General features: G+C 69.2%; 12 protein-coding genes. 7 read left to right on the forward strand and 5 right to left on the reverse strand.

Translation table 11 applies throughout. The features are described 5' to 3' along the window. Both AC6EI8_RS17170 and AC6EI8_RS17175 read left to right on the forward strand, forming a co-directional pair. Positions 1–922 (forward strand): hypothetical protein (locus AC6EI8_RS17170; protein WP_498382460.1); only part of this gene is annotated, 922 nt, incomplete at its 5' end. A gap of 256 nt (positions 923–1,178) precedes the next feature. Next, positions 1,179–3,095 carry a hypothetical protein gene (locus AC6EI8_RS17175; RefSeq protein ID WP_498382461.1) on the forward strand — a complete coding sequence of 639 codons (1,917 nt, stop codon included), beginning with the start codon at positions 1,179–1,181 and terminating at the stop codon, positions 3,093–3,095. Here the strand turns inward: AC6EI8_RS17175 and AC6EI8_RS17180 are convergent. Further along, positions 3,090–3,284, reverse strand: coding sequence for a DUF2905 domain-containing protein (locus tag AC6EI8_RS17180; RefSeq protein ID WP_053820940.1), 195 nt, complete (start codon positions 3,282–3,284; stop codon positions 3,090–3,092). The genes AC6EI8_RS17175 and AC6EI8_RS17180 overlap by 6 nt on opposite strands. A gap of 15 nt (positions 3,285–3,299) precedes the next feature. Continuing rightward, positions 3,300–4,496 carry a class I SAM-dependent methyltransferase gene (locus AC6EI8_RS17185; RefSeq protein WP_498382462.1) on the reverse strand — a complete coding sequence of 399 codons (1,197 nt, stop codon included), beginning with the start codon at positions 4,494–4,496 and terminating at the stop codon, positions 3,300–3,302. Between the two features lie 15 nt (positions 4,497–4,511). Between AC6EI8_RS17185 and AC6EI8_RS17190 the strand changes: the two genes are divergently transcribed. From AC6EI8_RS17190 to ttcA, 3 genes are all read left to right on the forward strand, one after another. Next, the gene (locus tag AC6EI8_RS17190) at positions 4,512–5,357 is read left to right on the forward strand and encodes an SDR family oxidoreductase (RefSeq protein WP_498382463.1); all 846 of its coding nucleotides are present in this window, start codon (positions 4,512–4,514) and stop codon (positions 5,355–5,357) included. A gap of 109 nt (positions 5,358–5,466) precedes the next feature. Then, the gene (locus AC6EI8_RS17195; protein ID WP_006575896.1) at positions 5,467–5,859 is read left to right on the forward strand and encodes a dihydroneopterin aldolase; all 393 of its coding nucleotides are present in this window, start codon (positions 5,467–5,469) and stop codon (positions 5,857–5,859) included. Positions 5,860–6,019: 160 nt separating this feature from the next. Next, entirely contained in the window at positions 6,020–6,997 is a 978-nt protein-coding gene (gene ttcA / locus AC6EI8_RS17200) for a tRNA 2-thiocytidine(32) synthetase TtcA (protein WP_265633128.1), read from the forward strand. Positions 6,998–7,165: 168 nt separating this feature from the next. Here the strand turns inward: ttcA and AC6EI8_RS17205 are convergent, their stop codons facing one another. Beyond that, positions 7,166–8,062: a DUF6279 family lipoprotein gene (locus AC6EI8_RS17205; RefSeq protein ID WP_498382464.1), complete on the reverse strand. Its 897-nt coding sequence runs from the start codon at positions 8,060–8,062 to the stop codon at positions 7,166–7,168. A gap of 290 nt (positions 8,063–8,352) precedes the next feature. Between AC6EI8_RS17205 and glmU the strand changes: the two genes are divergently transcribed. Both glmU and glmS read left to right on the forward strand, forming a co-directional pair. Continuing rightward, the gene (gene glmU / locus AC6EI8_RS17210; protein WP_498382465.1) at positions 8,353–9,726 is read left to right on the forward strand and encodes a bifunctional UDP-N-acetylglucosamine diphosphorylase/glucosamine-1-phosphate N-acetyltransferase GlmU; all 1,374 of its coding nucleotides are present in this window, start codon (positions 8,353–8,355) and stop codon (positions 9,724–9,726) included. A gap of 125 nt (positions 9,727–9,851) precedes the next feature. Then, complete coding sequence (glmS, locus tag AC6EI8_RS17215) at positions 9,852–11,690, forward strand: glutamine--fructose-6-phosphate transaminase (isomerizing) (protein ID WP_149317213.1); 1,839 nt, start codon at positions 9,852–9,854, stop codon at positions 11,688–11,690. Positions 11,691–11,874: 184 nt separating this feature from the next. Here glmS and AC6EI8_RS17220 read toward each other — a convergent pair whose 3' ends face one another. Both AC6EI8_RS17220 and AC6EI8_RS17225 read right to left on the reverse strand, forming a co-directional pair. Continuing rightward, positions 11,875–13,323: a heavy metal sensor histidine kinase gene (locus tag AC6EI8_RS17220; RefSeq protein ID WP_498382466.1), complete on the reverse strand. Its 1,449-nt coding sequence runs from the start codon at positions 13,321–13,323 to the stop codon at positions 11,875–11,877. Then, positions 13,323–14,009 (reverse strand): heavy metal response regulator transcription factor, encoded by a 687-nt coding sequence (locus AC6EI8_RS17225; RefSeq protein ID WP_149317211.1) that lies wholly within the window; start codon positions 14,007–14,009, stop codon positions 13,323–13,325. The genes AC6EI8_RS17220 and AC6EI8_RS17225 overlap by 1 nt, the downstream gene beginning before the upstream one ends. Between the last annotated feature and the right edge of the window lie 587 nt (positions 14,010–14,596).

Raw genomic sequence — 14,596 nt, forward strand, 5'->3', positions numbered from 1 at the left:
CGGGCCGCTGGCGGAACTGGCCGATGCCTTGCTGACCGACGAGGCGGACATGGAGGACCCTCGCTGGCAGCGCCTGCTCGACGCGCTGCGCCCGCTGCCGGCGGCGTCGCAGGTCAAGGTATTGCTCGCATGCATCGAAATCGGCAACGTGGAGCGGTTCTGGGCGCCGTGCCACCGGATCATCATGACGCGCCTGCCGATGGAAGAGCGGGCCGGGGTACTGACCCAACTGGCCGACTGGATTGCCCAACTCGCGCCGCATGCGCAGCGGGCCCCGGCGTGGTGGGACATCGCCCGATCGGTGCCGGCCCTGCCGCCCGCGCAGCGGCATGCGCCGTGGCAGATGTTGTTGCGGCGTGTGCATCGGGTGTTCGAGTTCGACCCGGAAGGGCATCGACGCGCGTGGGACACGCTCGCCGAATTGCTGGCCGGACAGCCGCCCGTTGCCCGCCAGCAATGCCTGCTCGGTGCGACCTGGAATGCCGACGCCGGACGGTGCGAATGGGTCCTGATGCAGGTACGCGATCTGCCCGCCGCGCTGCGGGCCGAGGTGCTGGCCCGGCTGGCGCGTTGCGCCGGCGCGCAGGGCCCCATGGCCTGGCATGCCAGCGAACGCGTGACGGCATGGATGGAACTGGTGCGCGCGGTACGGGAATTGCCGACGCACTATCGCGGAGCGCCGCTGCCATCGCTGGCGCGCTTGCTGGGCGAACTGCCCCACGGCATCCGCCTGGCGGCCCGCTCGCACTTCGTCGCGCTGCTGCGCGGCGTGGCGCCCGACGACATACCGGCCGGGTTCCAGCCGATCGCTCCCTTTGCGGAATCCGCGCTGGTGCGCCGTGTATTGAAGCGGCCGCGGTATCCGGTAGCGATGCGGGCCATCGCGCCGAAGCGCGAGCGGATCGACGAGACCTGGCCCTGAGCCGTTTCACGGAGGCACCATGCTTCGGCAAATCGATGCTGGCTTCATGACGCACCAGGCGTTCGCGCCGACCGCGGCTCCTGGGCAAACCGGGCCGACGGGGCAAGGCGAGCCGGGCGGACCGGGCAGGCAGACGCGCGCCACATGGCACGAACTGACAACCGATCTGTTGCGGCATGTCGCCGGCCATCTGGACCATCGCCCCCTTTGCGGGATGGCGCAGACCGACCGGCGCACGCGAGTAGCACTCGCGTCCATGATCCAGTCGGCAAGGATCGACTGGTGCATCGGCCGCGTGTCCAATCTGTCGACCTTGCAGGCTGCGCTGCGGGAAATCGATCAAGGCGTCATTGCGCCGAACCTCCGCGCCGGCCATATGGCCGCACTGGCCGAACGCCTGGCGTCGATGCACCCGTTCGTGGGCGCGAGGGCGTGCGGTCCGATGATCGAGGCGGTCGCGACGCTGCCGGCCGACCTGCGCCAGCGCCCGCTGTGCGCATTGCTGTCGTGCTGCGGCAAGCTGGCGCACCTGGCCACGCGCCAACGCATCGCCGACCACGTGGAGATGACGCGGCACCTGCGCTCGCTGCAGGCATCGCTGTTGCAGCTGGTATGCGGACTGCCGCCGCCGCAGCAGTCAACGGCGCTGCTGGCCCTTTGCACCGAATTTCCCCGCTTGACGCAGGAGGCGGCCGCCGCGTTGCCGGCATGCCTGCAGCGCGCCATGGCGGTGCCGGGCGCGCAGGTTGCGCCGTTGATCACGGCGATGTGTTGGGCGGTACGTTCGCTCGGCAGGGCCCCGGTCGAGCTGCTGGCCACCGTGCAATCGGCCTACCCGGCATTGGCGCAGCAGGAAGGCGCGGCCGCCATGGCACAGCGCACTGCCGTGCTGTGTGCGCTGGCGGACGCAGCGGGGCCGGCGTGGCTGCATGCCGACGACATCGACTTGTCGGCCCAGCTGCGGCAGTGGGTATGGGAGGCGCTGCGGGATCTGCCTGGCGAGAGCCGGCTTCAGGTGCTGAGCCGGGTCGCCGCGTGGAGCCATGCCGGATCGTCGCGCGAGCAGGTGCTGGAATGCAGCAACCGCCTGTGGACCGAAGGGCAGCACGCGTGTACCGATGCGGCGGCGCGGGCCCATTGGCTCGCGATCGTCTGCAAGGCGGCGCCCGGCGTCTGTGTGGCGCCGCGTCTGTGGGGCGACCTGTGGGCGGAGGCCGGCAGGCTGGCACCGCCGAGATGCGCGGTCCTGATCGCGTCGCATGCTTCCTCGCTCGGCCTGCTGCCCCATGAGGCCAGGCGCGACGCCTGGTCCGGGCTGTTCGGGCATGCCGTCGACGCGCTGCCGATCGACCATCGCGCGGGGCCGCTGCAGGCCCTGGCCGCCGCGCTGGCGGAATTGAGCGGACCCTATCCCGATGCGCGCTGGAACGCGATGACCGACGCCGCCGCACGGTTGCCGCCGGCAGGACGCGCACCGCTGCTGTACGCGTTCTGCGCCGCCTTTCCGGACCAGTGCGAGCGCCACTGGGAGGGCTATCTGGACCTGTTGGCGCAGTTGCCGCCCGCTGCCTTGAACCGCGAGCTGCAACGGGCCTGCGACCAGCTGCGTCGGCTATCGCCGGCGATGGCGGCGCGCGCGGTGCCGCGCCTGGCCGCCTTGCTGCCACGCCTTCCCGCCGATCACCGCGAGCAACCCTGGCTGGCGCTTTGGCGGCTGACCGGGGTGATCCTCGGCCCGGCGGAGCGGGCACCGGCATGGGCGGCCTTGCTGCGGACGATTGCCCCGCAGCCGCCGGCCCTTGAGCAGCGGTGGCTGGTGGCAGCCGCGGCGATCGACCACGCCGATGCTTGCCTGCTGTTGCTCGAGCGCGCCGCCGGCCTGCCGGCCGCTCGGCGCGCCAGCGTGCTGTCGGAACTGGCGCGTGGCTCCGTGGCGGGGCGCCCGCGAGAGACGTGGCCGGGAATATGGCAGGCGCTGGTGGAGGCGGTGCGGCGCTTGCCGCCGGCGTATCGCGGTTCGCCGCTGCACGCGCTCAGGGAATTGCAGATCGCGTTGTCGGAAGCGGATGGCGGGCCGTGGCCCGAGGGGCTGAGGGCGCTGACGGCGCTGACTACGCTGTACGACGGGGTGCCGCCGATGGACCTGCCGCCGGCACCCGGCGCACCGTCATAGCAGCCGGCCGACCAGCAGCGCGATCAGCGACAGCAGCACGGTCGACGCGAACGGCAGCACCCATTCGCGGCCGAACAGCCGGAAACGCACGTCGCCCGGCAGGCGGCCCAGTCCGATCTTTTGCAGCCACGGCAGCGCGGACGACAGGATGATCACGGAGAGGAAGATGGTCAGTGTCCAGCGCAGCATGGGGGCGTTCCGTGGCTACAGGGTGTGGCTGCGGTCGCCCGCGGCAAAGCCGATCGGCACGCTGTCGCCCAGGCCGCGCGTCAGCGCGATGGCCTTGAACAACTCGCCCATTTCGGCTTCGGACAGCAGCTTCTGCACCGCGTTGGCGGCCGGCAGGAAGCTGGGCGCATCGTTGGGGTCCAGCGACATCAGCAGTTCGGTGATGCCGGCATTCATCAGCAGGCGCGCCTGCGAGGCGAAGCCCGCAACCTCCAGGCCCGCGTCCACCGCCGCCTGCGCGATGCCGCTGAAGTTGACGTGGGCCGTGATGTCCTGCAGCCCCGGATAGAGGAACGGATCGGGGTGGGCGTGATGGCGGTAATGGCACATCAGCGTGCCGCCGGTGCGCTGCGGATGGTAGTACTCGCTGGCCGGAAAGCCGTAGTCGATCAGCAGCGCCGCGCCGCGCGACAGCATTGCGCCGAGCGAGCGGACAAAGCCCTCGGCCTCGGCATGGGTCTCGGTGACGATGTCGTGGTCGCCCGGAATCGCGGCGACGGCGGCGGGCACGTCGGCCGCGCCAAGCGGCCGGTCGGCGAAGCGGAAGCGCGCGTCGTTGCCATGCTCGCCGCCATCGCTGCGCGCGACCCCGCGCTCATGCCAGACACCACCAACCCGCGCGTAGAGCCGTACCGGCATCGCGTCGAGGACCTCGTTGCCGATCGCCACGCCCGCGAAGCGCGCGGGCAGGGCGTCGAGCCACTGCACCCGGGCGGCCAGATGCGGGGCGCGCGCGGCCAGCGTGGCCTGCTGGCGGGCGCGCAGCTCGCCGGACAGTTCGACGATCCAGTAGCGCGAGGGCAGCCGGCCCTCGGTTTCGAGCGCCAGCAGCAGATCCGCCGCCAGCCGGCCCGTGCCGGCGCCAAATTCCATCACCTCGTCCAGGCCCTGCTCGAGCCATTGCGCCAGCTGGCGCGCCAGCGTACGGGCGAAGAACGGCGTCAGTTCGGGGGCGGTGATGAAGTCGCTGCCGTCGCGCACGTCGCGGCCGAACTTGGCCGCGCCGCCGCTGTAGTACCCGAGCCCGGGCGTGTAGAGCGCCATCGCCATGTAGCGGTCGAAGCCGAGCCAGCCTTGCGCGGCGTCGATGGCCTCGCCGATGCGCGCGGCCAATGCCGTGGAGGCATCGAGCGCGTCCGCGGAGGGAAGGGGTAAACTACCGGTTTTCTGCATCCCGCGATTGTAGCAATGCCAGATTTCACTTCTTCCGACGCCGCGCCCGGTTCGACGACGGCCTCGTCCTCGGCCTCGTCGACGCAGGCGGTCGCGCCCGGCCCGAGCCGCGGCATTGCGATGGTGACGGGCGGCGCCCGCCGTATCGGCCGCGCGATCGCGCTGGAACTGGCGGCGCGCGGCTGGGATATCGCGGTGCACTGCCATCGCTCGCGCGACGAGGCCGAGGAGGTCGCCGGACAGATCCGCGCGCTCGGCCGCCGCGCCGCGGTGCTGCAGGCAGACCTGGCCGACGAGGCGGCGACCGGCGGGCTGATCGCCGCCTGCAGCACCGCCATCGGCACGCCGACCTGCCTGGTCAACAACGCCTCGCTGTTCCAGTACGACGTCGCCACCAGCTTTTCCTACGGCTCGCTCGATACGCATATGCGCACCAATGTCGCCGCGCCGCTGCTGCTGTCGCGCGAGTTGCACCGGGCGCTGCCGGACGATGCGCGCGGCGTGGTGATCAACCTGCTGGATCAGAAGCTCGACAACCTGAACCCGGACTTCCTCTCGTACACGCTGTCCAAGGCCGCGCTGCAGACGGCGACGATGCAGCTGGCCCAGGCGCTGGCGCCGCGCCTGCGCGTGGTCGGCGTGGCGCCGGGCATCACGCTGGTGTCCGGCGACCAGTCCGGCGGCGGCTTCAAGCGCGCGCACCGGATGACGCCGCTGGGCCAGTCGTCGACGCCCGACGATATCGCGCAGGCCGTGGCCTATCTCGCCGAGGCGCGCGCGGTCACCGGCACCACGCTGTATGTGGACGGCGGCCAGCACCTGATGCCGCTGGCGCGTGACGTGATGTTCCTGACCGAATGACTTCCCTGGAGCCGCGGCCGCCTGTACCATCGGCGGCCTTTGCCGGTTCCAGATTCCCGATTTCCGGCTCCCTTCTCTCCCCCGTCTCCCCTTTCTCTCCCACGCCGCCATGTCCGCCGCTCTTTCCCATCCCAGCCTGCAAGACTGCCGCCGCATGTTCCTGCGCAACTACGAAGTGCAGATCAACATCGGCGTGCACGAGTTCGAGAAGAAGGGCGAACAGCGCGTGCTGATCAATATCGACCTGTACGTGCCGCTGGCGGAAAGCACGCCGCACGACGACAAGCTGCACGAGGTCGTCGACTACGACTTCATGCGCAATACCGTCGCCGAGCGCATGGCGCTGGGCCACGTCCACCTGCAGGAGACCCTGTGCGACGACGTCGCCCGCGCGATGCTGCGCCACCCCAAGGTGCGCGCGGTGCGGGTGTCGACCGAGAAGCCCGACGTGTATCCGGATTGCGATTCGGTCGGGGTCGAGGTGTTTCATATCAAGAGCTAGGCGGCGATCGGCCCGCCGTCGAGCCGGGCGCCAGGCTTGCCGCCGGGTCGCGCGTCTTCGTGATGCCCCCGGCACTCGATGCAGCCGTCGGGGCGCTCCGCTAAAATACCCGGCTCGATTGCGCCAGAACGGCGCCCCGCCCGTTGCCTTCCCTCCCGCCATGACCGAAACCACCCACTCCAGGAACTTCTACCGCCTCGAGACCTATCTGCAGTCGCAGACCGGCCGCGCGATCGGCGACTTCAAGATGATCGAGGACGGCGATACGGTGCTGGTCTGCCTGTCGGGCGGCAAGGACTCGTACACGATGCTGTCGGTGCTGATGGCGCTGCAGAAGCGCGCGCCGATCGACTTCAAGCTGATCGCGATGAATCTCGATCAGAAGCAGCCGGGCTTCCCCGAGGACGTGCTGCCGCGCTACCTCGACAATATCGGCGTGCAGTACGTGATCGTCGAGGCCGACACCTATTCGATCGTCAAGGAGAAGGTGCCGGAGGGCAAGACCACCTGCTCGCTGTGTTCGCGGCTGCGCCGGGGCGTGATCTACCGGACCGCGAAGGAGCTGGGCGCCAACAAGATCGCGCTGGGCCACCATCGCGACGACATCGTCCAGACCTTCTTCCTGAACATGTTCTTCGGCGGCAAGATGAAGGCGATGCCGCCGAAGCTGGCCACCGACGACGGCCAGCACATCGTGATCCGCCCGCTGGCCTATTGCTCGGAGAAGGACATTGCCGCCTATGCGCGCGCGATGGAATTCCCGATCATCCCCTGCAATCTGTGCGGCTCGCAGGAGAACCTGCAGCGCAAGAAGGTCAAGGAAATGCTGCTCGAGTGGGAGCGGCAGAATCCGGGCCGCATCGACAATATCTTCTCGGCGCTGAAGAACGTGGTGCCGTCGCACCTGGCCGATACCGAGCTGTTCGACTTCAACGGCCTGGCGACCGGGCTGGCCAAGGTCGACGAGGCCTCGCTGTTCGGCGACTCGACCTTCTCGCAGCAGCCGCTGGTGTTCGCCGGCGGCAGCGCCGAGAACCGGATGGAATTCGTCCGTTTCGAGAGGCCGGGGGGGCGGGGCGCGCAGGCCGAGGGCGCGGCGGTGGCCGCCACTGCGGCGGCCGCGTCGGCGGCGGAATAAGGCCTCGGGGACTCGGCACCGGTTCGTTCAGGCTTCGGCGCTCGAGCACCGGTTCGTTCAGCGCGCCTTCGGCGCTCCTGCGGGCTCTCTCTGAGCCCGCCTTCCGCTCTCCTTCGGCCCTCCTTCGGCTTTCCTACGGCTTTCCTACGGCTTTCCTTCGGCGCCGCCTCAGTTGGCCGCGCGCGACGGCACCGTGGCCGGCTGCCGCGGCGCCTCGCGCATCAGCGACTGCGTATCCTCGATCCACTTCTGGAAGCGCTCGACCGCGTGGCGCTTCTGCTCCGGCGTGGTCATGTTGGCGATCTGCGCCGCCACCGTCAGTCCGGCCTCGGTATTGGCCTGGTAGCTGACGCGGCGCTCGCGCGTCGGCGGCGCCTGCCACTGGTCGCCGAAGCGCTGCAGCAGCGCGATCACGCGGGCCTTGGGCGGGTGTTCCGCCTGGACCTGCCGGACCAGCGCCATCCAGGCCTGCTGGCGTTTCACCCGTTCGCCGAAGCGCGACTCGGCGTTGTCGACCACCGGGCGGAGCGCGGCGCGGATCGCGTCCTGCTGCTCGCGCGAGAAGCGCCCGTAGATCAGCGTGGCCCACTCCATCACCTTGTCGTAACGGGCCTCGAGGCGATCGTCGGGGCTGCCGCGCAGGAATTTCCTGCGGTACTTCTCGTTGCCGTCGGCGAACTTGCGCTCCATCCGCTTGATCTGGTCCGGCGTCAGTGTCAACAGCAGATCGGCGACATCCGGGATCGCATGGTCGAAGGCGACGCGGGCCATCCGTTGCGTATCGTCGCGCACGCGCTCCAGCTGGGCCTCGGTCACCGGCCCTTGCACCTCGCTCTTGGCGCGTTGCAGCAACGCCGCGATCTCGGGCAGCTGCTCGCGCCGGTGCCAGGCGAAGAAGCGGGCGATCGCATCCCGGGTCTGCGGCTCCTGGTCGTCGGTGACGTCGACATAGTTGTCGATCCACCAGTAGGCCAGGTGGTCGCCCTGCTGGTAGCCGAGCTTCATCGCATTGCAGGCGGTCAGCAATACCAGCATCCCCGCCGCGATCAGTTCGCGCCACCGCACATTGTGAATTTGCGCAACAGCCGTCAAGCGGCGGATACCCCCCATGCTAGAATCGCCGGACGCGCCAACGGCAGCTCTCCGCCGCCCGCCAGGCAAGGTCTGGCAACGGTTTGCGGACGATGGCGGGGTGCCGGCGACGGCTTCCGCATGGCTCCGTCCATGGCGGGATGAGGCCGATGAACGGCCCACCGTCCGCCAGTTGCGCCAGCGCCCGGCTGTCACGTCGGGGCTGGTCGCGCGTCTTTCCGATCCGGATGTCAATTCGGGCGCACTCACTTAGGAACCTCCTCGTGAACATCGTCATTCTCGCCGCCGGCATGGGCAAACGGATGCATTCCGATTTGCCGAAGGTGCTGCATCCGCTGGCCGGCCGGCCGCTGCTTGCTCATGTGATCGATACCGCGCGTACGCTGTCGCCGACGCGGCTGGTGGTGGTCGTGGGCCATGGCGCCGAGCGGGTACAGGCCGCGGTCGCCGCGCCCGATGTCGCCTTCGCGCTGCAGGCCCAACAGCTCGGAACCGGCCATGCGGTGATGCAGGCGCTGCCGCTGGTCGATCCGGCCCAGCCGACGCTGGTGCTGTACGGCGACGTGCCGCTGACCCGGGCCGACACGCTGGCCCGTCTGGTGGAAGCCGCCGGGCAGGACCGCTTCGGCATCCTGACCGTCGAGATGGACGATCCGACCGGCTACGGCCGTATCGTGCGCGACGCCGCCGGCAGCATCGCCCGCATCGTCGAGCAGAAGGACGCCAGCGAAGCCGAGCGCGCGATCCGCGAGATCAATACCGGCATCGTGGTCTGCCCGACCGCGAAGCTGACCGAGTGGCTGTCCACGCTGCGCAACGATAACGCGCAAGGTGAGTACTACCTCACCGATACCGTCGAGCGCGCGGTCGCCGATGGCGTCGAGGTCGTGTCCGCCCAGCCGGGCGCGCTGTGGGAGACGCTGGGCGTCAACAGCAAGGTGCAACTGGCCGAACTCGAACGCCTGCACCAGCGCAACCAGGCGATGCGCCTGCTGGAAGCCGGCGTGACCGTGCTCGACCCGGCCCGGATCGATATCCGGGGCGAACTGACATGTGGCCGAGACGTCACGATCGACGTGGGATGCGTGTTCGAGGGACGGGTTCACCTGGAAGACGGCGTGCAGATCGGTCCTCACTGTGTGATCCGGGATAGCCGCATCGGTTCCGGGGCACGCGTGCTGGCCTTCTGCCATCTGGAGCAGGCGCAGGTCGGCGCGGACGGCCGGATCGGGCCCTATGCCCGGCTGCGTCCCGGCACCGAACTGGGCGAGGACGTCCATATCGGCAACTTCGTCGAGGTCAAGAACAGCCAGATCGCCGCGCACAGCAAGGCCAACCACCTGGCCTACGTCGGCGACGCCACGGTCGGCTCGCGCGTCAACATCGGCGCCGGCACCATCACCTGCAACTACGACGGCGTCAACAAGCACCGCACGGTGATCGAGGACGACGTCTTCATCGGCTCGGACTCGCAGCTGGTCGCGCCCGTCACGGTACGCCGAGGCGCGACGCTGGGCGCCGGCACCACGCTGACCAAGGAAGCGCCAGCCGACCAGCTGACGCTGTCGCGCGCCAAGCAGATGACCATCCCCAGCTGGCAGCGGCCCGTCAAGCAGCCCAGGCAGGGCACGAAGTAAGATAGGCGCACCGCGCTGGCCGGCGCGCAAGGCCCGGGGCGGGCGGCACAAGCGCCCGCCAGCCAGGACATCGAACAAAGCATCAACGCAGGCGGTCACGAGCCGCGGCACCCAGGGAGAGCAACATGTGTGGCATCGTCGGCGCGGTTTCGACGCGCAATATCGTTCCGGTTCTGATCGAAGGCCTGCGCCGCCTGGAATACCGCGGCTATGACTCGTGCGGCGTGGCAGTGGTCCGCGAGGACACGCTCGAGCGCGCCCGCACCGTGTCGCGGGTGGCGGACCTGGACGAGCAGACGCGCGGCTCCGGCCTGTCCGGCACGATCGGCGTGGCCCACACGCGCTGGGCCACGCACGGCAAGCCCGACACCATCAACGCCCACCCGCACTTCTCCGGCGAGACCATCGCGCTGGTGCACAACGGCATCATCGAAAACTACGAGCCGCTGCGCGACGAACTGCGCGCCGCCGGCTACGGCTTCGATTCGCAGACCGATACCGAAGTGGTCGCCCATCTGGTGCATCAGGCCTACACCTATCCGAGCAGCGCCACGCGCGGCGACCTGTTCGCCTCGGTGCGGGCGATCACCAAGCGCCTGCACGGCGCCTATGCGATCGCCGTGGTCGCCAAGGACCAGCCCGACTGCGTCGTCGGCGCGCGCGCCGGCTCGCCGCTGGTCGCTGCGCTCGGCGAAGGCGAGGCCTTCCTCGCCTCCGACGCGCTGGCCGTCGCCGGCACCGCCAACCGCGTGATCTATCTGGAAGAGGGCGACGTGGTCGAGGTGCGCCGCGACGCGATCACGATCCACGACGTCAACGACGAGCCGGTCGAGCGCGAAGTGCGCGTGGTCGAAGCCCATGCGGCGGCCGTCGATCTCGGCCCGTACCGGCATTTCATGCAGAAGGAAATCTTCGAGCAGCCGCGCGCGCTGGCCGACACGCTCGAGGGCATCGAAAGCATCGAGCCGAGCCAGTTCGGCGAACGCGCCGCGCAGGTGTTCGCCAATATCGACAGCGTGCTGATCCTGGCCTGCGGCACCAGCTATTACTCGGGCTGCACCGCCAAGTACTGGCTCGAAGCGATCGCCCGCATCCCGACCCAGGTCGAGGTCGCCAGCGAATACCGCTACCGCGAAACGGTACCCAATCCGCGCCAGCTGGTGGTCGTGATCTCGCAATCGGGCGAGACCGCCGACACGCTGGCCGCGCTGCGCCATGCCAAGGGCCTGGGCCACGAGCACACGCTGTGCATCTGCAACGTCGCCAGCAGCGCGATGGTCCGCGAAACCGAGCTGCGCTTCATCACGCGCGCGGGCACCGAGATCGGCGTCGCCTCGACCAAGGCCTTCACCACGCAGCTGGCCGCGCTGTACATGCTGACGCTGGCGCTGGCCAAGCTGCGCGGCACGCTGTCGGAGGAAAGCCAGGCCAGGGCGCTGGCGAACCTGCGCCACCTGCCGGCCGCGCTGCACGGCGTGCTGGCGCTGGAGCCGCAGATCATCGCCTGGTCGGAGGACTTCGCCCGCCGCGAGAACGCGCTGTTCCTCGGCCGCGGCCTGCACTATCCCATCGCGCTGGAAGGCGCGCTGAAGCTGAAGGAAATCTCGTACATCCACGCCGAGGCCTATCCGGCCGGCGAGCTCAAGCACGGGCCGCTGGCGCTGGTGACCGAGGCGATGCCGGTGGTCACGGTGGCGCCGAACGACGCGCTGCTGGAAAAGCTGAAGTCGAACATCCAGGAAGTGCGTGCCCGCGGTGGCCGGCTCTATGTGTTCGCCGATGCGGACACGCACATCACGTCGACCGACGGCATCCAGGTGATCCGCCTGCCCGAGCACTACGGCGACCTGTCGCCGATCCTGCATGTGGTGCCGCTGCAATTGCTGGCGTATCACACCGCGTGCGCGCGTGGTACCGACGTCGACAAGCCGCGCAATCTGGCGAAGTCGGTGACGGTGGAATAAGGGAATCGGCAAGGCGTTGCCCTCAGCAAAAAGGGCGCTGCGGCACCGGCCGCAGCGCCCTTTTTCTTTGCCCGTCAGCTGGTCCGCGGCGGTCAGTCCTCGGTCAGTCCTCGGTCAGTCCTCGGTCAGCCCTCGGTCAGTCCTCGGTCAGCCCTCGGTCAGTCCTCGGTCAGTCCTCGGCCCATCACTCCATCCGCTTCGGAAACCGCAACGCAAACCGCGTCTTCCCCCGCTCGGACCGCACCGCGATATCCCCGCCGTGCGCCAGCATGATGGCCCTGGTGATCGACAGTCCCAATCCCACGCTGTCCGATTCCGGCCTCGTGCGCGACTTGTCCCCACGCGAGAAGCGGTCGAAGATCGAGGGCAGCAGGCTCGGGTCGATCCCGGCGCCGTCGTTCTCCACCGCGACCTCGACGTGTTGGCCGACACTGACCACGTCGACGACGATCGTGCCGCCCGGCGGCGTATAGCGCAGCGCATTCGAAATCAGATTGCTCAGCGCCCGCCGCAGCATCAGCCGGTCGCCCTGGATGCGGCCGTCGCCCCGCAGATCCAGTCGCACCGCCTTGTCCTCGGCCAGCGCCTCGTAGAAGTCGAACAGCGCGCGCACCTCGTCGGCGATGCGGATCGCCTCGGTGTTCGGCAGATCGAGCCCGTGTTCCATCTTGGCCAGGTACAGCATGTCGGACACCATGCGGGCGAGGCGCTGCAGTTCCTCGGCGTTCGACGCCAGGATGTCGCGGTAATTGCCGGCATCGCGTGGCTGCGACAGCGCGACCTGGGTCTGCGTCATCAGGTTGGTGATCGGCGTGCGCAGCTCGTGCGCCAGGTCGGACGAGAATTCGGACAGCCGGCGGAAATCGTCCTGCAGCCGCGCCAGCATCGCGTTCAGGTTCGCCGCCAGGTCCGCCATTTCGACCGGCACCGCTTCGACGGGCATCCGCTCGTACAGCTTGCTGCCCGTCACGGTCTGCGCGCGCGAGGCCATCGTGCGCAGCGGCGACAGCCCGCGGCGCGCCGCCCACCAGCCGAGCACGCCGCTGGCCAGCGCGGCCAGCGCGATATAGAACACCAGCGACTGGCGGAACGCGTGAATGAAGTGATCGTGGATCTCTGTGTCCATGCCGACCAGCATGCGCAGCGGCTCGCCCGTGCCCGGATCGCGCACCGTGCGGACCATGCCGCGATACAGCTGGCCGTTCTGCCGCCATTCGAGCCCATTGCCCTGCGAGCCGTCCGCGCCATCGGCACCGTCCGCAGCGTTCGCACCGGCCGCGCCGTCCGCATCGAGGCGCGCCCCCGCATCCGTCCGCGCCGCCGCCTCGAGCGCCGCGCCGAAATCGAAGCCGGGGCTCGCAAACAGCGGCTCGCCTCGCTTGCCTTGCACATGGATCAGCAGGCCGCCGTGGTGCTTCTGCGCGTCGGCCAGCCGCGCCGCGATGCCGTCGGACGGGCCCGTCGCCACGATCCGTTCGACCATCCGCAGATTGTCTCCGAGCAGCGCGTAGTCCTGATCGGCGAAGTGCCGGTCCATCGCCCAGAAGATCAGCCACCCCAGGCCCAGCAGCACGCAGGCGGAGGTCAGCGAGAACAACGCGGTCAGCCGGGCCGTCAGCGAGAGGCGCGGCATCAGTCGCCGTCCTCCGGGTTCTCGAGCACGTAGCCCATGCCGCGCACCGTCTGGATCAGCTTGATGTCGAAGTCGTCGTCGATCTTGGCGCGCAGCCGGCGGATGGCGACGTCGATCACATTGCTGTCGCTGTCGAAGTTCATGTCCCAGACCTGCGAGGCGATCAGCGAGCGCGGCAGCACCTCGCCCCGCCGGCGCGCCAGCAGTTCGAGCAGCGAGAATTCCTTGTTGGTCAGCACGATGCGGCGGCCGGCGCGGGTGGCGCGGCGGCGGGCCAGGTCGAGCACCAGGTCGGCGATCTGGATGCGGTCCAGCGCTACTTGCGTGGCGCCCCGGCGCAGCAGCGTGCGGACGCGCGCCAGCAGCTCGGCAAAGGCAAAGGGTTTGACCAGATAGTCGTCGGCGCCGAGCTCCAGGCCCTTGACGCGATCGGCCACGCTGTCGCGCGCCGTCAGGAACAGCACCGGGACCCGGTTGTCGGCGGCCCGCAGCGTCTGCACGATGCGCCAGCCGTCGACGTCGGGCAGCATCACGTCGAGCACGATCAGGTCGTACGGCTCGGTCATGGCCAGATGCTGGCCATCCAGGCCGTTGGCGGCGAGGTCCACCACGAACCCCGCCTCGGTCAGCCCCTGCCGCAGGTATTCCCCGGTCTTGGCCTCGTCTTCGACTACCAGCAATTTCATCGGCGCTTCCTGCTTGCTACTCTCTGCTTCCCGCTTCCCGCTTCCCGCTTCCCGCTTCCCGCTTCCCGCTTCCCGCTTCCCGCTTCCCGCTTGCCGCTTCCCACTTCCCGCTTCCCACTTCCCGCTTCCTGTGCCGCGCGTCGGGCTTCGGCTTCCTGTTTTCCGCGCCCCGCTGTGGGCTGTGCCCTGCGCGCGCCGCCGGCCATCGGCGCCTGGCGCAACCGTCGCGATAGTGTAGGGCGAGGCGGCCCAACATGACGCCAACCTTACCGGAATGTAATGTCGGGGTAATTGGTTGGTTACTGCCCGGTCCTTATCCTGCCGAGGCCATTTGCGATTGACGATCACCGATTGAAGCGTCTCCGACGCCGATCGTACGATCGGCGACGCGGGTGGTCGACGCCGATCACGGACGCCGATCACAGACGCCGATCACAGACGCCGATCACAGACGCCGATCACAGACGCCGATCACAGACGCCGATCGCCGATAGACCACAAGGACCGCCTCCATGCCCCGTAGCGCCCCAACCACCCTGGCCCTGCCGCCTCATCTGTCCCGCCGGCGCTTCGTGCAAGGGCTGGTC

This window comes from Cupriavidus sp. R6-3 (assembly GCF_059772245.1).

Bases quoted from the DNA above. Each gene is read 5' to 3' on its own strand.
- AC6EI8_RS17220 (WP_498382466.1), bottom strand. From the start codon at position 13,323: ATGCCGCGCCTCTCGCTGACGGCCCGGCTGACCGCGTTGTTCTCGCTG.
- AC6EI8_RS17180 (WP_053820940.1), bottom strand. From the start codon at position 3,284: ATGCTGCGCTGGACACTGACCATCTTCCTCTCCGTGATCATCCTGTCG.
- AC6EI8_RS17225 (WP_149317211.1), bottom strand. From the start codon at position 14,009: ATGAAATTGCTGGTAGTCGAAGACGAGGCCAAGACCGGGGAATACCTG.
- AC6EI8_RS17175 (WP_498382461.1), top strand. From the start codon at position 1,179: ATGATCCAGTCGGCAAGGATCGACTGGTGCATCGGCCGCGTGTCCAAT.
- AC6EI8_RS17185 (WP_498382462.1), bottom strand. From the start codon at position 4,496: ATGCAGAAAACCGGTAGTTTACCCCTTCCCTCCGCGGACGCGCTCGAT.
- glmS (WP_149317213.1), top strand. From the start codon at position 9,852: ATGTGTGGCATCGTCGGCGCGGTTTCGACGCGCAATATCGTTCCGGTT.
- AC6EI8_RS17195 (WP_006575896.1), top strand. From the start codon at position 5,467: ATGTCCGCCGCTCTTTCCCATCCCAGCCTGCAAGACTGCCGCCGCATG.
- ttcA (WP_265633128.1), top strand. From the start codon at position 6,020: ATGACCGAAACCACCCACTCCAGGAACTTCTACCGCCTCGAGACCTAT.
- AC6EI8_RS17190 (WP_498382463.1), top strand. From the start codon at position 4,512: ATGCCAGATTTCACTTCTTCCGACGCCGCGCCCGGTTCGACGACGGCC.